This window comes from Burkholderia sp. MSMB1498, assembly GCF_001526245.1.
Classification (GTDB): domain Bacteria; phylum Pseudomonadota; class Gammaproteobacteria; order Burkholderiales; family Burkholderiaceae; genus Burkholderia; species Burkholderia savannae.
This window is the reverse complement of record NZ_LOYJ01000101.1, coordinates 132,796-149,724: the sequence shown is the minus strand read 5'-3', so window position 1 is coordinate 149,724 and position 16,929 is coordinate 132,796. Positions and strand designations below refer to the sequence as shown.

At 65.0% G+C, this 16,929-nt stretch carries 14 protein-coding genes; all 14 read right to left on the bottom strand.

The features are described from left to right. Positions 1 to 27: 27 nt before the first annotated feature. Complete coding sequence (locus tag WS91_RS22240; RefSeq protein WP_038750150.1) at positions 28 to 555, bottom strand: ATP synthase subunit I; 528 nt, start codon at positions 553 to 555, stop codon at positions 28 to 30. A 269-nt stretch (positions 556 to 824) separates the two neighbouring features. Next, positions 825 to 1,958, bottom strand: coding sequence for an SLC13 family permease (locus WS91_RS22235; RefSeq protein ID WP_038750255.1), 1,134 nt, complete (start codon positions 1,956 to 1,958; stop codon positions 825 to 827). Between the two features lie 7 nt (positions 1,959 to 1,965). Then, positions 1,966 to 2,853 carry a ParB/RepB/Spo0J family partition protein gene (locus WS91_RS22230; protein WP_059671033.1) on the bottom strand — a complete coding sequence of 296 codons (888 nt, stop codon included), beginning with the start codon at positions 2,851 to 2,853 and terminating at the stop codon, positions 1,966 to 1,968. A 35-nt stretch (positions 2,854 to 2,888) separates the two neighbouring features. Beyond that, complete coding sequence (locus WS91_RS22225) at positions 2,889 to 3,641, bottom strand: ParA family protein (protein ID WP_231752069.1); 753 nt, start codon at positions 3,639 to 3,641, stop codon at positions 2,889 to 2,891. A 69-nt stretch (positions 3,642 to 3,710) separates the two neighbouring features. Next, complete coding sequence (rsmG, locus tag WS91_RS22220) at positions 3,711 to 4,406, bottom strand: 16S rRNA (guanine(527)-N(7))-methyltransferase RsmG (RefSeq protein WP_052145114.1); 696 nt, start codon at positions 4,404 to 4,406, stop codon at positions 3,711 to 3,713. Then, positions 4,403 to 6,376 carry a tRNA uridine-5-carboxymethylaminomethyl(34) synthesis enzyme MnmG gene (mnmG, locus tag WS91_RS22215; protein WP_059671031.1) on the bottom strand — a complete coding sequence of 658 codons (1,974 nt, stop codon included), beginning with the start codon at positions 6,374 to 6,376 and terminating at the stop codon, positions 4,403 to 4,405. The genes rsmG and mnmG overlap by 4 nt, the downstream gene beginning before the upstream one ends. Positions 6,377 to 6,538: 162 nt before the next feature. Continuing rightward, positions 6,539 to 7,294: an ABC transporter ATP-binding protein gene (locus WS91_RS22210; protein WP_059577946.1), complete on the bottom strand. Its 756-nt coding sequence runs from the start codon at positions 7,292 to 7,294 to the stop codon at positions 6,539 to 6,541. After that, positions 7,291 to 9,075, bottom strand: a complete 1,785-nt coding sequence (locus WS91_RS22205) for a branched-chain amino acid ABC transporter ATP-binding protein/permease (RefSeq protein WP_059577941.1) — start codon at positions 9,073 to 9,075, stop codon at positions 7,291 to 7,293. Before WS91_RS22205 ends, WS91_RS22210 begins: the two co-directional genes overlap by 4 nt. A gap of 4 nt (positions 9,076 to 9,079) precedes the next feature. Further along, positions 9,080 to 10,135 carry a branched-chain amino acid ABC transporter permease gene (locus tag WS91_RS22200; RefSeq protein ID WP_038750138.1) on the bottom strand — a complete coding sequence of 352 codons (1,056 nt, stop codon included), beginning with the start codon at positions 10,133 to 10,135 and terminating at the stop codon, positions 9,080 to 9,082. 294 nt (positions 10,136 to 10,429) lie between these two features. Beyond that, a complete protein-coding gene (locus WS91_RS22195; protein ID WP_038750135.1) occupies positions 10,430 to 11,587 on the bottom strand; it encodes an ABC transporter substrate-binding protein in 1,158 nt (385 codons plus the stop codon). Between the two features lie 353 nt (positions 11,588 to 11,940). Then, a complete protein-coding gene (locus WS91_RS22190; protein ID WP_156432437.1) occupies positions 11,941 to 13,230 on the bottom strand; it encodes a branched-chain amino acid ABC transporter substrate-binding protein in 1,290 nt (429 codons plus the stop codon). A 476-nt stretch (positions 13,231 to 13,706) separates the two neighbouring features. Beyond that, a complete protein-coding gene (locus WS91_RS22185; RefSeq protein ID WP_059671108.1) occupies positions 13,707 to 14,681 on the bottom strand; it encodes a branched-chain amino acid ABC transporter permease in 975 nt (324 codons plus the stop codon). Beyond that, on the bottom strand, positions 14,681 to 15,565 hold the full coding sequence (locus WS91_RS22180; RefSeq protein ID WP_038750132.1) for a branched-chain amino acid ABC transporter permease: 885 nt from the start codon (positions 15,563 to 15,565) through the stop codon (positions 14,681 to 14,683). The genes WS91_RS22185 and WS91_RS22180 overlap by 1 nt, the downstream gene beginning before the upstream one ends. A 138-nt stretch (positions 15,566 to 15,703) precedes the next feature. Continuing rightward, on the bottom strand, positions 15,704 to 16,900 hold the full coding sequence (locus WS91_RS22175; protein ID WP_038750129.1) for a beta-hydroxybutyrate-binding protein: 1,197 nt from the start codon (positions 16,898 to 16,900) through the stop codon (positions 15,704 to 15,706). Positions 16,901 to 16,929 lie beyond the last annotated feature (29 nt).

Sequence of the window (16,929 nt, the reverse complement as noted above, 5' to 3'; positions counted from 1 at the left end):
TCGAATCCACGCGCGGCACTTGATGCCTTATCGCCAGGCGAGCGCAATCCAGTACGTCTTCAGCACCAGCAGATACGTGACGAGCAGCGGCACCCAATGCGCGTCGGGGTACCCCCAGGCGACAGCAACGAACATCGCAATCGTCGCGCCCATCTTGAGTACTTCGCCGATCACCCAACCCATCACGGTATCTGCGCCTTTTTGCTTCAGACGCGCCGCGAACAACGCACTCGGCACCCAGCCGATCGCTCCGCCCAGAAATGCCGATTGCGCAGCGGCGCCCGGCGACTTCGAAAACAGCCACCACGCCAGCGTTGCAACCAGGGACAAGACCATTTGCGCGATCACCACCCGGTAAGGCGTGACGCGCGATGGCCGGCTCACTTCGGGACCGAACAGCGCTTGCGCCTCGGCCCGCGTGAGCGGAACGACATCATTTTCTTGCTGCTCGGCATCCCAGTCGTCCGCGGCGGATTCGCGCCGCTCGACGGCCCCCGAAACGGTGCGTTGCGCTCGCCGATCTTCGTGCCATTTACCCGGCGCTCGATCCGCCATCGCAGTTGTCCGCTCAATCCCTGTTCGGCCCTAAAGCTTTCCGAAAGCTTTCAGGGGTGCCTAACTAACAAATCCGGGCGATTGTAAGCGATAGTTGCAGGTGATTCAAGGCTTTAGACGCGACAAAAATCCGTATGAAACGGCGCTTCATGATGCGAAAAGTTCGTGAATTTTTGGCGTGCGGCGGCAGTTGGAAGGCGTGTGTTTTTCATTGGTCGCGCGCCGCGCGACGCCCCCCTCCCCCGCCCCTTTCCGGGGCGTGCGGCTGCTCAAAAATGATGCAGCATCAGCACGCCGAGCATGGCGCTCGCAATGCCGAACGGGATGCTCACGAGATGGAACGGCAGCCACATCCCGCGCGCGCGCGATAGCCGGATCGCGATCAGATTGGCGAGCGAGCCGATCGCGATGCCGAAGCCGCCGACACTCACGCCAAACGCGAGCGCGCGCCAGTCGCGCGTGAACTCGGACAGCAGGATCGCAGCCGGCACGTTGCTGATGCCTTGCGAGAGCAACGCGCCCGCCGCGTATGCGCGCAGCGGCGTGTCGAGACCGATGCCGGCGATCGTCCGATGGACCGCCGGCAGCGAGGCCGCACTACGCAACACGACGAACATCAGCACGAAGATCAGCAGCAACAGCCAGTCGATCTTCAGCACGGCATCGCGCCGCACGACCAGAAAAATCGCGGCGACCGCGCAAAGGCCGACAGGCGCACGGTGCGCGTCGGCAAGCAGCACGAAGCCCGCGAACATCGCAACGGCCGCGAACGCGTGAGTGCGATCGACCGGCCGTTCGGCGCGGTCCTTCGACAAATCGAGCGGACGGCCGTCGAACGCGCATGCTGTCATCGCGAGCAGCAGCGCCATCAACACGAGCGCGAGCGGCCCAAGCGCGATCACGAAGCGGCCGAACGAGACGCCGCTCAACTGCCATAGAAAGAGGTTTTGCGGATTGCCGAGCGGCGTCGCGATCGCGCCTGCGTTCACGGCAAGCGCGATGTAGATCACGAGGCGCTTGAACGGCAGCGGCGTCAGCTCGCGCAGCGACAATACGAGCGGAATCACGACGAACAGCGCGACGTCGTTCGTGAGCCACACCGACAACGCCGCGGCGAACACGACGAGCAGCGCGGCAAGCGCGCGCTCCGAGCGCACGCGATGAACGATCCGATGCGCGAGCCACATCAGGAAGCCCGACAGCTCGAGCGCCTTCGTCAGCATCAACAGGCCGGCGAGCGTCGCAACCGTCTGCCAGTCGACGAGCTGCACGAGCGCGCTCGCCGATTGCGGACGAACGAACTGCAGTGAGATCAGCGCCGCGACGAGGATCGACAGAACCGGCTCGTGCCGAACGAACGCGACGATGCGCGCCAGCGCGCGGCGGCCGATCGAATTCGACACGTCGGCGTTACGCGGTGACGTTGCCGCGCAATCGCGCAAGAATGCCTTCGAGCGCGTCGAGATCGCCGAAGTCGATCGTCAGCTGGCCCCGTCCGCGGCGACCGACCTTGATCTTCACGTTCGATGCGAGCAAATCCGACAGCTCTTCTTCGAGGCGCCGCGTGTCGCGACCGCCGTCGTCCTTCGCGCGCGCCTTCACCGCCGGCTCGGCCTTCGTCGTGTGCGTGACGAGCTTCTCGGTTTCCCGCACCGACATCCGCTTGTTGACGACCTGATGCGCGAGCGTGATCTGCGTCGCGGCATCGACGGCGAGCAGCGCGCGGGCGTGCCCCATGTCCAGATCGCCCGCAAGCAGCATCGTCTGCACGGGCGTCGCGAGATTGAGAAGACGCAGCAGGTTCGACACCGCGCTGCGCGAGCGGCCAACCGATTCCGCCGCCTGCTCGTGCGTGAATCCGAATTCGTCGAGCAGACGCTGGATGCCGTGCGCCTCTTCGAGCGGATTCAGATCCTCGCGCTGGATGTTCTCGATCAGCGCCATCGCGGCAGCGGCCTGGTCGGACACGTCCTTCACGAGCACCGGCACTTCCTCGAGGCCGGCGAGGCGCGCCGCGCGGAAACGCCGCTCGCCCGCGATGATCTCGTATTTGTCTGATGAAACGGGGCGAACGAGAATCGGCTGCATCACGCCCTGCGCGCGGATGCTTGCCGCGAGTTCTTGCAGGCTGCCCTCGTCCATTCGGGTACGCGGCTGGTATTTGCCCGCCTGCAGCTTGCCGAGCGCGAGCACGTTCGGCGCACCTTCGATCTTCACCGCTTCGGTGATGTCGGCGCTGCCGCCGAGCAGCGCTTCGAGGCCGCGCCCCAAACCTTTCTTCTTCGCTACCGCATTCATGTTCTGTTCCCTCGATTCTCGTCTGGAAGGCTGGCTCACAGCGCACGCACCCGCTCGATCATTTCCGCACCGAACTGGATATAGGCTTGCGCGCCACGCGAGCCGCGGTCGAACACCACACCGGGAAGTCCGTAGCTGGGCGCCTCCGCGAGGCGCACATTGCGAGGAATCACCGCGTCGAAAACCTTGTCGCCAAAATGCGCCTTCAGCTGATCGGACACCTGCTGCTGCAGCGTGATCCGTGGATCGAACATCACGCGCAGCAGGCCGATCACCTTAAGGTCGCGATTCAGGTTTGCATGCACTTGCTTGATCGTGTTGACGAGGTCGGACAAGCCCTCCAGCGCGAAGTATTCGCACTGCATCGGGATCACGACGCCGTGCGCCGCGCACAGCCCGTTTAGCGTCAGCAGCGACAGCGCAGGCGGACAATCGATCAGCACGAAATCGTAGTCGTCGGCGACCTTCGCGAGCGCGGCCTTCAACTGGCGCTCGCGATTTTCCACGCTCACCAGCTCGATTTCCGCGCCGGCGAGCTCGCGATTCGCCGGCAGCACGTCGTACTTCACCGCTTCGGGACGCACGCGCGCGTCCGCAACCGTAACACCGTCAACCAGCACTTCATAGACCGTCGACTCGCATCCCGCTTTGTCGATACCGCTGCCCATCGTGGCATTCCCCTGCGGGTCCAGATCGATCAGCAGCACGCGTTGCCCCTGCGCTGCAAGGCTCGCGGCGAGATTGACCGTCGTCGTCGTCTTGCCGACGCCGCCCTTCTGGTTCGCCACGCAGAAGATCTTTGCCATCGTTGGTATGTTCCTTCTCTTCAAATGGTCCGAGCGCCTGCGGCGCACCGATTAAATTGCTTCGTCGAGCTCGACTTCGATCAAATGCCGCTCCGCGTCGAGCGACGGGACCGTTAGACGGATCATCTGTTTGACACGCGCACCGGCCGGTAGCCGGCCGATTTCTTCATCGGGACGCACGCCCTTCATCGCCCAAATCGAACCGCCCGGCGCGACGAGATGCCGGGAAAGTGTAACGAAGTCCGCCAGATCCGCGAATGCCCGCGATACGATCACATCGAATTTCCCTGGGACTTCGGCGCCGGAACGCAGCGTTTCGACACGTCCCGTCACGACGGACAGATTGCCGAGCTTCAGTTCAGCCCTCGCCTGCGTCTGGAATGCGGATTTCTTATGGACGATGTCGTTCAACGTCACCTGCCATCCGGGCAGCGCGATAGCGAGCACGATGCCCGGCAGACCGCCGCCGGAGCCGACGTCCAGCGCGGTCGCCACCGCGCCGCGCGCACCGAGATGCGGGACGATCGACAGCGAATCGAGGATGTGTTGAATCAGCATCTGCCGCGGATCGCGGATCGCGGTGAGGTTGTAGACCGCGTTCCATTTCGCGAGCAGTGCGACGTAATCGAGCAGCGCATCGCGCTGCGCATCGCTCAATATGACGCCCAGCGCTCGCGCACCATCCGACAGCAACGTTCCCAGCGTTTCCCGGCTGGCATTCGGGGCTTGACGACGTTGTGCCGTCATTGTTGCGTCGCGGCGTTGTTGGTTTCTGCGTCGGCGTTCGGCGCGCCGTCCGCGCCCTTTCGCCGGCCTAGCCCACGCTTCTTCAAATGCACCATCAGCAGCGAGATTGCAGCGGGCGTCACGCCCGAGATCCGCGACGCCTGCCCGATCGTTTCCGGACGGAACTGGTTCAGCTTCTGGCCCACTTCGAACGACAAGCCACGCACTTCGCTGTAGTCGATCCCGTCAGGCAATCGCGTGTTCTCATTCGCCTCATTCCGTTCGATTTCACCGGCCTGGCGCTCGATGTAGCCCTGATACTTGATGCCGATCTCGATCTGCTCCCTGATCTGGGCAAGCAGAATTTCGTCATCGGCCAGCGGTTCGGTCGGGCCGCATTCACCGCCGCGAAGCCCACACACGCCTTCATAGCTGACGCCGGGACGGCGCAACAGCTCCGCCAGGCTGTATTCGTGATCGATCGGCTTACCGAGCAGCGCAGTCGCCTCTTCGGCCGGTAGCGTCTTCGGCGTCACCCACGTCGTGCGTAGCCGTTCTGTTTCACGTGAAACAGCGTCGCGCTTGCGGTTGAATGCGTCCCACCGGACGTCATCGACAACACCCAGCGCGCGTCCGGTTTCGGTCAGCCGCATGTCTGCGTTGTCTTCGCGGAGACTCAACCGGTATTCGGCACGGCTCGTAAACATCCGATATGGTTCGGAAACTCCCCGCGTGACCAAATCGTCGACGAGCACGCCGAGATAGGCCTGGTCGCGACGCGGACACCACACCTCTTTTTCCTGTGCAAAGCGGCCCGCATTGATGCCGGCAAGCAGCCCCTGCGCCGCCGCCTCTTCGTAGCCGGTCGTGCCGTTGATTTGACCCGCAAAGAATAGGCCGTTGATCGCCTTGGTTTCCAGCGACGACTTCAGGGCGCGCGGATCAAAATAATCGTACTCGATCGCATAACCCGGGCGCAGGATATGCGCCTGCTCGAGACCGCGCATCGAATGCACGAGCGCAAGCTGCACATCGAACGGAAGGCTGGTCGAAATGCCGTTCGGGTAGAACTCGTTGGTCGTCAGCCCTTCCGGTTCGAGGAAGATCTGGTGCGAATCCTTCGATGCAAAGCGATGGATCTTATCTTCGATCGACGGGCAATAGCGGGGCCCAACGCCCTCGATAACGCCTGTATACATTGGCGAACGGTCGAGACCGCTGCGAATGATGTCGTGCGTGCGCTCGTTCGTGTGCGTCACCCAGCACGGCAGCTGTTGTGGGTGCTGCTCGGCTCGCCCGAGGAACGAGAACACCGGAATCGGATCGAGGTCGCCAGGCTGTTCTTCGAGTTTCGAGAAATCGATCGTCCGGCCGTCGATACGCGGCGGCGTTCCGGTCTTCAGCCGCCCTTGAGGCAGCTTCAGCTCCTTCAACCGCGCCGACAGCGACACGGCAGCCGGATCGCCAGCGCGACCGCCCGTATAGTTGTTGAGCCCGACGTGAATCTTGCCGTCCAGGAACGTTCCGGCCGTCAGCACCACCGCGCGCGCCCGGAATCGAACGCCAACCTGCGTGACCGCACCGACCACACGGTCCCCTTCCACCATCAGGTCGTCGACGGCCTGCTGGAACAGCCAAAGATTCGGCTGATTCTCCAGACGACACCGAATCGCCTGCTTGTACAGCACGCGATCGGCCTGCGCGCGCGTCGCGCGGACCGCCGGCCCCTTCGATGAATTCAGGATACGGAACTGGATACCGCCTTCATCTGTGGCGCCCGCCATCGCACCGCCAAGCGCGTCGACTTCCTTGACCAGATGGCCTTTGCCAATCCCGCCAATCGACGGGTTGCAGCTCATCTGCCCAAGCGTTTCGATGTTGTGCGTTAGCAGGAGTGTCTTGGCGCCCATTCGAGCGGAAGCCAATGCGGCCTCCGTGCCGGCGTGACCGCCGCCGACGACAATGACGTCAAATTCAGTGGGATAAAGCATTGCGGACTTCGTGCAGGACGGCGCACGAACCTATCAGAGAAATGTATGGGCCGAATTATAGCGGGTTCGCTTTTGGCCCGAATCTCGTTCGAACGGCCGACCAACAAAAAACGGCGTGTTTCACGTGAAACACGCCGCCGATCGAAGCGCGCGAAGCGGCCCTTACACAGCCTTCTTCGCAAGCCCGAGGTAGGTTTCGATCACCCTGGGATTCCGGGCAAGCTCGCCTGCCGGGCCTTCCAGCGCGATCTCACCGGTTTCGAGCACATAGCCGTAGTCGGAGATCTGCAAGGCCGCGCGCGCATTCTGCTCGATCAGCAGCGTCGCTACGCCGGTTCCACGCAGCGCGCTGATGATATGAAAAATCTCCTTCACGATCAGCGGTGCGAGCCCGAGGCTCGGCTCGTCGAGCATCAGCAGATCCGGCTTACCCATCAGCGCGCGTCCAACCGCGAGCATTTGCCGCTCACCGCCCGACAGCGTTCCCGCCGTCTGCTTGCGCCGCTCCTTCAGCCTCGGAAACAACGTGAAAACCGGCTCGAGCTGGTCGAGAAAGTGTGCGTCACCGGCCATCTTCAGCCGGTATGCGCCGAGCACGAGGTTGTCCTCGACCGACATCGTGCCGAACAGCTCTCGCTTTTCCGGCACGAGGCACATCCCGCGCGCGACGCGCTGCTCGACCGGCAACGCATTCACGTCGTCGCCGCGGTACCGGATCGCGCCGGCCGAGTGGCCGGTCGTCGGCAACGCGCCCATCACCGCGTTAAGCAGCGTTGACTTGCCCGCCCCGTTCGGGCCGATCACAGCGACGATCTGCCCCGCTTCGACGTTTAGCACCGCGCGATGCAATGCTTCGACCTTGCCGTAGCGCACCGACAGATCGCGCACTTGTAGAATCGGCGTTATTTGGCCCATCATTCGACTCCGCCGAGATAGGCTTCCAGCACCGCGGGGTCCTGCTGTACGTCTTGCGGCAGCCCCTCGGCAATTCGGACACCGAATTCCATTACGACCAGCCGATCGGTCAGGTTCATCACGAAATCCATATCGTGTTCGACAAGCAGCACGCTCATCCCTTCCGCCCTCAACTTACGCAATAGTTCAGCCAGCCGCTGCTTTTCCTGGTAGCGCAGGCCGGCTGCGGGCTCGTCGAGCAGCAAGAGCGTCGGATCGCTGCACAACGCGCGGGCAACCTCGAGAATTCGCTGCTGGCCGAGCGCGAGGCTGCCCGCTTCGTCGTACATGTGCGCTTCGAGGCCGACGCGCCGGATCTGGTTCGCGGCCTCGGCCATCAGCCGCGCCTCCTCTTGCGCATTCAGTCTGACGATACTGCGCCAGATGCCGGTCGAGCCACGCAGATGCGCGCCGATCGCAACGTTCTCCAGTACGGTCATTCCAGGCAGCAATTTCACGTGCTGGAATGTGCGACCGATGCCTCGCTTCACGATTTCACGTGAAACAAGTTGGTCGATACGCTCACCGCGGAACGTGATCTCGCCGCTTGTCGGCCGCAGCACGCCCGTCACGAGATTGAACGTCGTCGACTTGCCCGCCCCATTCGGGCCGATCAGGCCGACGATCTGCCCCGCCAGCACGTCGAAACTCACGTCGTTCACCGCGACGAGCCCACCGAACTGCTTACGCACGTTGTCGACGGCGAGCAGCGTCTCGCCTGCCCGCGGCCGCGCGCGCTGCGGCAGCGGCTCCGCATGGCCCGGAGCCCGGGCAGCCGGCTCGCGCGGAAAGAGCTTCGCGACGAAAGGCCAAACGCCCTGCCGTGCGTACTGCAGCAGCAGGACCATCAACACGCCGAACACGATGATCTCGAAGTTGCCTTCCGCGCCGAGCAGCTTAGGCAGCAGCGTCTGCAGATAGTCCTGCAGCACGGTGACGATCGCGGCGCCGAGCACCGCGCCCCACACGTGCGCGACGCCGCCGACCACCGCCATGAACAGGAACTCGATCCCATGATTCAGCCCGAACGGCGTCGGGTTCACTGCACGCTGCAGATGCGCATACAGAAAACCCGAAATCGACGCGAGCACCGCCGCATAAACGAAGATCGCCACGCGCATCCATCCGGTGTTCACGCCCATCGCCTCGGCCATCACGCCCCCGCCCCTCAACGCACGGATCGCACGCCCCGGGCGGCTATTAAGCAGGTTCTGAACAGTGACGATCGCCGCGAGCACGGCGATCCAGATCAGGTAATAGAGGCTGCGGCCGGTATCGAGCGCCTGCCCGAACACGGCAAGCGCCGGAATGCCGTTGATCCCATCGTATTTGCCGAGCCAATCGAGATTACCGAACAGGAAGAACAGCGCGAGCCCCCAAGCGATCGTTCCCAGCGGCAGAAAATGCCCTGAGAGGCGCATCGTGACGGCGCCCAGCACGAGCGCGACGAGCGCCGTCAGCGCAATACCCGCGATCAACCCGAGCCACGGCGACGCGCCGTAAGCCGTCGTCAGATACGCAGTCGCGTACGCGCCGATGCCGACGAACGCCGCCTGGCCGAAGCTCGTCATCCCGCCGATGCCGGTCAGCAGCACGAGCCCGATCGCGACGATCGCATAGAGCCCGATGTAGTTCAGCAGCGTGATCCAATACTCGGGCACGCGCGCCGCGCCGGGCAGCACCGGCAGCGCGAACAGCACGACGAGAAACAGCCAGAACGCCTTGTTGCGCAAGATCGCCTTCATCGCGTCACGCCTCCTCGTCTTCGGTTTGCGGCGCCGCAAGGCTGCGCCATAACAGCACCGGCACGATCAACGTGAAAACGATCACTTCCTTGTAGGCGCTCGCCCAAAACGACGAATACGATTCGAGCACGCCGACGAACAACGCCCCCGCTGCCGCGAGCGGATAGCTGACGAGCCCGCCGACGATCGCGCCGACGAAGCCCTTCAGGCCGATCAGGAAGCCGGAATCGTAGTAGACCGTCGTCAGCGGCCCGACGAGCACGCCGGACAACGCACCGAGCCCTGCCGCCAGCGTGAACGCGAGCCGCCCGGCCTCGGTCGTGCCGATGCCGACGAGCTGCGCGCCGAGACGGTTCACCGACGTCGCACGCAGCGCCTTGCCGGGCAGCGTGCGCTCGAAATACAGATAAAGCGCGACGATCAGCACGAGCGCGGCACCGGCCACCCAAGCGCTCTGCATCGAAATCGACAGGCTGCCGACGGCGAGCGACGCATCGGAGAACGCGGTCGTGCGCGAGCCTTCCGCGCCGAACATCACGAGCCCGAGCCCGACCAGCGCGAAATGCACGGCGACCGACACGATCAGCAGCAGCAGGGTCGTGCTTTCGGCGATCGGCTGATACGCGAGCCGATAGATGAACGGCCCGAGCGGCACGACGATCGCGAGCGTGAGCGCGATCTGTGCGATCATCGGCAGCGGCTGCGCGGCGGCGCTTCTCGTCACCGCGTAGATCGCGAGCGGCAGCAGCACGTAGCGGCTCGCGAGCGTCGCCAGCGTACGCGCGAGCTGATGACGGCGCGCCCGATACCGAATCAGCCCGCCTACTTCGAGCATGAAGCACGCGATGCCGGCGCAGAACAGCAGCCAGCAGGTTGCCGGAAACTTCTGCGCCTGCAGCGCGGCAAGCGTCAGCGCGCCGTACGTGACGAATTCGCCCTGGGGAATGAAGATCACGCGCGTGACGGAAAAGACGAGCACGAGCGCGAGCGACAGCAGCGCGTAGATTGCCCCTGTCGTGATGCCGTCCTGCGCAAGAATCGCCGCGATAGAGAAATCCATGTGGTTTCTTCGGTTGAGAATGCGTCGACGGAAAAAACGGAAGTACGGCCGGCGCGACGGCCGCTGTCGCGAAGCGGCGCGCTGTGACGGCGCCGGACGTCACCCATCATCCGGCAAAAGGACGAGACGCGCCGCTCGCCGATATGGGTGCGAAGTGAAAACCGTGCCGCGCCGCGTGATGCATCGCATGCGGAAGGCGAAGCCCTTCGCTCTCGACGCGTGCCGTCCCGCGCCGCGCTGCGCGGTGCGTGCGCAACGCAACGCGAGACGAGGCGCACGCGTATCAGCCGCCGTTCAATCGGCCTGCAGCTTCCACTTGTCGCCGACGATCTGCACGATCACGCGGGCACGCGCGTCGAAGCCGTTGTGATCCGCGGGCGTCGTATTGATCACGCCATGCGATACCGGCAGATCCTTGACGTTCTCGAGCGCGCCGCGCAGCGCCTCGCGGAACGCCGGCGTGCCGGGCTGCGCCTTCTTCAGCGCGTCGGGAATCGCGCGCTGAAGCATCAGGCCGGCGTCCCACACGTGGCCGCCGAACGTCGATACCGCGCCCGCGCCGTACGCCTTCTCATACGCGGCCTTGTACGCGAGCGCCGGCTGCTTCGCCGGGTTCGAATCGGGCAACTGGCCGGCGACGAGCACGGGCCCCGCCGGCAGCAACTCGCCGTCGCAATCCTTGCCGCACACGCGCAGGAAATCGTTGTTCGCGACGCCGTGCGTCTGATAGACCTTGCCCGTGTAGCCGCGCTCCTTCAGCGTCTTCGCGGGCAACGCGGCGGGCGTGCCGGCGCCCGCGATCAGCACCGCGTCCGGACGCGCGCCGAGCGTCTTCAGCACCTGCCCCGTCACCGACGCGTCGGTGCGGTTATAGCGCTCGTTCGCGACGATCTTCAGCCCGTTCGCCGCCGCGGCCGCGCTGAACACGTCGTACCAGCCGGCGCCGTATGCGTCCGCAAAGCCGATGAAGCCGACCGTCTTCACGCCGTGCTTCGCCATGTAGCCGGCGAGCGCGTCGGCCATCAGGCGATCGTTCTGCGGCGTCTTGAACACCCACGCGCGCTTCGCGTCCATCGGCGCAATGATGTGCGCGCTCGCCGCGAGCGAAATCGTCGGCGTCTTGCCTTGCGCGACGACATCGATCATCGCGAGCGCATTCGGCGTGATCGACGAGCCGACGATCGCGTCAACGTGATCCTCGTCGATCAGCTTGCGCGCGTTTTGCACCGCGCGGCTCGTGTCCGACGCGTCGTCGAGCACGATGTACTCGACGCGCTTGCCTCCGATTTCCGTCGGCAACAGCGCGACCGTGTTCTTCTCGGGAATGCCGAGCGACGCGGCGGCGCCCGTCGCCGACACCGTGACGCCGATCTTCACCTGTGCCGATGCAAGCCCGGCGGTCAACAAGCAGCCGGCCGCAAGCGCGGCCTCGATCCATCGGTTCATTTTCATTGTGTGTCTCCAAACGCTGCGCGAAATGCGATCGATCGCGCCATTGCGACGCGACAAGCCGATCGAACCTGCACGCCACCGCGGCCGGTTTCACGTGCAACCGCGAATCGGCGCGGGGCGCGTTTTGTTTTGTTGCGCTCCCCAGTGCGTGCGCATCGCACGCCCCTTCTGCTGCTGTCTTGCAGTCCGCTATTGCTGCAATCCTCCGACCGATGCCGTACGCCGAGCGGCCGCGAGAAACACAGGCGGTCGCATTCGCCCGCCGTCGACGCCGTCGGCCGCGCGATGCAGCGCGCTCGGTTCCGCGCGGGCACGCGCTGGCGGTCGACGATTTCGGCGGTCACGCTCGCGCGTCAGCCGAAACCGGTCTCATCGGTGGCGCTCGCCTCGAACACGCGACTCGCCGACGGCGACGTTCTTCCCTTCGCGCTCCCGCACGCTGCGTGCCGCATGTGCCGAGACACCGGCGTACCAGGCGAGCCGTGTTCCCGCGCAATCGCAATCGCGCGCGGCACGCGCAACGCCGCGTCGCGCGCGTCACCGCTGAACGTCGACGCAGTGCCGGCACGGCACGCGTTTGCCGCGCGCTTGCATGCGAGCGCGGACAGCGCGGTTGAATTCGAATCGGGATGTTGATCGGCGAAGAAAAGCCGGCCAACGTGCAGATGCGTGCGTTCGCAGTCGCTGCCGCACGCGCGCGGGAGATCGTCGTTTGCGACGCCGTACGCCGGATGAATTGCGCCCCTGTGGGCGCGCGCATTCCGCGTGTCCGGCGGCAGCGCTGTCGGCATGTCCGCGCCCGCGATCAGCGCCGCGCCGAACGGCTTCGACATCGCTTTCGGCCCGCGCCCCGCCCCCGCCCTCGGCGCATCGTCGCGCGCGAAGCGCTCGATCGCGGCGAACGCGCGCTGTTTCACGGCCGCGGCACGGCCGGACTCGTCGAGCGGCCCCTCGCTCCTCGATGCATCACCACGACCAACAAGCGCGCCGAACGCAACCATCGTCGCGCCGCGCTTCGTCACGTGCTCCGCGATGGAGCTCGCGATCGGGGTGTCGTCTCGCAGCTCGCGTTGCGGCGTGTTGAAGATTTCGCCGCGCGTCGCACCGAGCGGCTCGACGATCGACGCGACGGCCGTTGGCGAAATCATGAGCGCCGGCGAATTCGCGGCGATCTCGGTCGTCACGCGCGCGTTCGCCACGCGAAGCGAACCAATCCGCGCATCGCCGTTGCCCCCGCTCGCGAGCTTGCGCGCATTCGTCTCCGCCTTCGCTAAATAGGAAGCGGCGGCCGCGGGCGAAATCATCGGCGCGGCCAACCGCGCGGCGACGTCGGTCAACTGGAGTGAATTCGTCATACCGCCTTCGCCGATCGGCGAATCGCCCTCGCCCTCGCTCGCGAGCTTGCGCGCATTCGTCGCCGCCTTCGCCGAATCGGGCGCGGCGACGACGCCGCCGCTCGCCCCCCGCCCGCCGATCCCCTTCGGCGGCAGCACGATCACGTTCTTCCCGGAAATGCCGAACAACGCGGCAGGGCCAGTAGCGGAGACGGCGGGGCCGACCGCGGCGTTTGCGAACGCGGCGCGCGAGACGGCCGCCCATGCGGCTGCCGCGCCGAATCCCCAGAACCGCCACGCCCGTTTCATCGAGTTCGTCTCCGTGTCTTGCGCTCGGCCAGCCCCGACCGACGGGTCGGGGAACGGCGAGTGTAGCGGACGCTTAGAGCGCGCGACAACCGGGTGAAGCCCGCAGCGGCAAGGGCCGCGCGGCCGTGTGCGAACAGCAATCGAAGGCGGCTGGATCGGCGGAATTCGGCGAAGATCGCGCGCGGCGCAATGGCCGGCGCACAAATAAAAAGCGCTGTTGGAACGAATCCAACAGCGCTTTGGATCGGGCACTCAGTGCCTCGAATGTCTCCTCGTTCTCCACCTGCAAATTCGTTTCGCGGTGCATCAGAACTGAGACGAAGGTTAATGCAAGCTTGCCGGATGCGACAACCTAGCATTTACCCCTATGGTGCATCGCCGCACGAAATTGGGGCATGCCGGCAGCCCGGCCGGATCGGCGTTTGCCGTGCCTATTGCATCGCATTCCCAACGATCGTTGCGCACCGCACGATCGCTCAGGACGTCCGCAGCGGCCGCACGCGCGCGATCACCTCGCCGACGATTCCACGCCGGAATGCAAGCACGCACGCGATGAAGATGAGGCCCGTGACGATCGTCGCGGACTCGCCGAGCGAGCGGAACCAGTCGATGCCCGTCGCCGACGCGAGCCAGGTGCCGATGTCGCCCAGCCGATCCTCGAGCGCGACGATCAGCGCCGCGCCGACGAGCGGGCCGAACAGCGTGCCCATGCCGCCCACGAGCGTCATCAGCACGACGAGGCCCGACATCGTCCAGTACGCGTCGCTCAGCGTCTCGAAGCCGAGCACGACGACCTTCAGCGCGCCCGCGAGCCCCGCGAGCGCGGCCGACAGGATGAACGCGAGCAGCTTGAAGCGATCGGTATCGTAGCCGAGCGACGTCGCGCGAGGCTCGTTCTCCTTGATCGCGACGAGCACTTGCCCGAACGGCGAATGCACGATGCGCACGATGAAGAAGCACGCGCACGCGATGACGGTAAGTACGACGTAGTAGAGCGCGAGATCCGACGACAGATCGACGAGCCCGAACAGCTTGCCGCGCGGCACGCCCTGCAGCCCGTCCTCGCCGTGCGTGAACGGCGCCTGCAGATAGATGAAGTACACCATCTGCGCGAACGCGAGCGTGATCATCGCGAAATAGATGCCCTGCCGCCGGATCGCGAACAGGCCGACGACGAGGCCGAGCAGCGTCGCCGCCGCGGTGCCGGCGAGCACGCCGAGCTCGGGCGTCATGCCGAGCGACTGCATCGCGTAGCCCGTCACGTAGCCCGCGGTCGCGAGGAACATCGCATGGCCGAACGACAGCAGGCCCGTGAAGCCGATCAGCAGATTGAACGCGGCCGCGAAGAGCGCGAAGCACAGCACCTTCATCACGAACACCGGATACGCGCCGGCGAACGGCGCGACGAGAAGGCCGGCGAGCAGCAGCCCGTAGAGCGCTTTTCTCTGCATCATCTTTCCTTACCGAATAAACCTGCCGGACGGATCAGCAGCACGATCGCCATGATCACGAAGACGACCGTCGCCGACGCTTCCGGATAGAACACGCGCGTCAGGCCCTCGATCACGCCGAGCATCAGGCCCGTCACGATCGAGCCGAGAATCGAGCCCATCCCGCCGATCACGACGACCGCGAACACGGTGATGATCATCGGCTGCCCCATCAGCGGCGACACCTGGATCACGGGCGCCGCGAGCACGCCCGCGAACGCGGCGAGCGCGACGCCGAAGCCGTACGTCAGCGTGACCATCATCGGCACGTTCACGCCGAACGCCTCGACGAGCTTCGGATTCTCCGTGCCCGCGCGCAGATACGCGCCGAGCCGCGTCTTCTCGATCACGAACCACGTCGCGAGACACACCGCGAGCGACGCGACGACAACCCACGCGCGATAGTTCGGCAGGAACATGAAGCCGAGATTCGTCGCGCCGGAGAGCAGCTCGGGCACGTCGTACGGCTGCCCGGACGAGCCATAGATCGCGCGGAACACGCCTTCGACGACGAGCGTGAGCCCGAACGTCAGCAGCAGGCCGTACAGGTGATCGAGCTTGTAGAGCCAGCGCAGCATCGAGCGTTCGATCAGGATGCCGAACAGGCCGACGACGACGGGCGCGAGCACGAGCATCGCCCAGTACGGCAGGCCGAGATACGTGAGCCCCATCCACGCGAGCATCGCGCCCAGCATGAAAAGCGCGCCGTGCGCGAAGTTGATCACGTTGAGCAGCCCGAAGATCACCGCGAGCCCGAGGCTCAGGATCGCGTAGAACGAGCCGTTGACGAGTCCGAGCAACAACTGGCTCAGCATCGCCGACATCGGAATGCCGAAGATGTCCATCGAATCTGCCGTCAGTCAATCTGTCAGGTTGAAATAGTTGCGCATGCAACCAAATGCGCGCAACGGTCGCGTCAGGGCCGCCGTCGCGCGCACGTTCGCCGCGCGCCGAAACGCGCGCGGCGCGTGCAATGCGTCACGTCACTTCCACAACGTGCAGCGCGTCTCCTGCTTCGTCGTGAACGCCTGCTCGCCGGGGATCGTCGCGACGACCTTGTAGTAGTCCCACGGCTCCTTCGATTCTGACGGCTTCTTCACTTCCATCAGATACATGTCGTGAATCATGCTGCCGTCCGTGCGGATGTAGCCCTTCGCGTAGAAGTCGTCGATCTTCATCTTCTTGAGCTGCGCCATCACCTTGTCGGAATCGGTCGAGCCCACCGCCTGCACCGCCTTCAGATAGGTCGTCACCGACGAATAGTCGGCCGCCTGCAGGCTCGACGGCATCTTCTTCATCTTCCCGAAGTAGCGCTGCGCCCACTGTCGCGATGCCGAATCGCGATTCCAGTACCAGCTGTCCGTCAGCACGAGGCCCTGCGTCGTCTCGAGGCCGAGCGAGTGGACGTCGTCGATGAACATCAGCAGCGCGGCAAGCTTCATCGTCTTCGTGATGCCGAATTCCTTCGCCGCCTTGATCGCGTTCACCGTGTCGCCGCCCGCGTTCGCGAGGCCGAGGATCTGCGCTTTCGACGACTGCGCCTGCAACAGGAACGACGAGAAGTCCGACGCCGACAGCGGATGCCGCACTTCGCCGAGCACCTTGCCGCCGTTCGCCTTCACGACGTCCGCGGTGTTCTTCTCGAGCGCCTTGCCGAACGCGTAATCGGCGGTCAGGAAGAACCACGTCTTGCCGCCCTGCTTCACCACGGCCGAGCCCGTGCCCTTCGCGAGCGCCATCGTGTCGTACGCGTAGTGGACCGTGTACGGCGTGCACTGCTCGTTCGTGAGCGTGTCCGCGCCCGCGCCGATGTTGATGTAGACCTTCTTCTTCTCGGCCGCGACCTGGTTCATCGACAGCGCGGTCGCCGAGTTCGTGCCGCCGACGAGCAGATCGAGCCCGCCGCGGTCCATCCATTCGCGCGCCTTCGACGCGGCGATGTCCGCCTTGTTCTGGTGATCCGCGTACACCACTTCGATCGGCTTGCCGTTCACCTTGCCGCCGAAATCGGCCACCGCCATCTTGATCGCCTCGAGGCCGCCCTGCCCGTCGATGTCGGCGTAAAGGCCGGACATGTCGGTGATGAAGCCGATCTTCACGGTGTCCGCGGCTTGCGCGGCGCCCACCGACCACGCGGCGGCGGCGGCAAGACATGCGTGCGCGAGGGTCTTCATTTTCATTGACGTCTCCTGGTGTAGTGCGTTGTGGT

What these genes read in the sequence shown, in the direction of transcription:
- WS91_RS22240 (WP_038750150.1), bottom strand. Translation starts at nt 555, where the DNA reads ATGGCGGATCGAGCGCCGGGTAAATGGCACGAAGATCGGCGAGCGCAA.
- WS91_RS22230 (WP_059671033.1), bottom strand. Translation starts at nt 2,853, where the DNA reads ATGAATGCGGTAGCGAAGAAGAAAGGTTTGGGGCGCGGCCTCGAAGCG.
- rsmG (WP_052145114.1), bottom strand. Translation starts at nt 4,406, where the DNA reads ATGACGGCACAACGTCGTCAAGCCCCGAATGCCAGCCGGGAAACGCTG.
- mnmG (WP_059671031.1), bottom strand. Translation starts at nt 6,376, where the DNA reads ATGCTTTATCCCACTGAATTTGACGTCATTGTCGTCGGCGGCGGTCAC.
- WS91_RS22210 (WP_059577946.1), bottom strand. Translation starts at nt 7,294, where the DNA reads ATGATGGGCCAAATAACGCCGATTCTACAAGTGCGCGATCTGTCGGTG.
- WS91_RS22205 (WP_059577941.1), bottom strand. Translation starts at nt 9,075, where the DNA reads ATGAAGGCGATCTTGCGCAACAAGGCGTTCTGGCTGTTTCTCGTCGTG.
- WS91_RS22200 (WP_038750138.1), bottom strand. Translation starts at nt 10,135, where the DNA reads ATGGATTTCTCTATCGCGGCGATTCTTGCGCAGGACGGCATCACGACA.
- WS91_RS22195 (WP_038750135.1), bottom strand. Translation starts at nt 11,587, where the DNA reads ATGAAAATGAACCGATGGATCGAGGCCGCGCTTGCGGCCGGCTGCTTG.
- WS91_RS22190 (WP_156432437.1), bottom strand. Translation starts at nt 13,230, where the DNA reads ATGAAACGGGCGTGGCGGTTCTGGGGATTCGGCGCGGCAGCCGCATGG.
- WS91_RS22185 (WP_059671108.1), bottom strand. Translation starts at nt 14,681, where the DNA reads ATGCAGAGAAAAGCGCTCTACGGGCTGCTGCTCGCCGGCCTTCTCGTC.
- WS91_RS22180 (WP_038750132.1), bottom strand. Translation starts at nt 15,565, where the DNA reads ATGGACATCTTCGGCATTCCGATGTCGGCGATGCTGAGCCAGTTGTTG.
- WS91_RS22175 (WP_038750129.1), bottom strand. Translation starts at nt 16,900, where the DNA reads ATGAAAATGAAGACCCTCGCGCACGCATGTCTTGCCGCCGCCGCCGCG.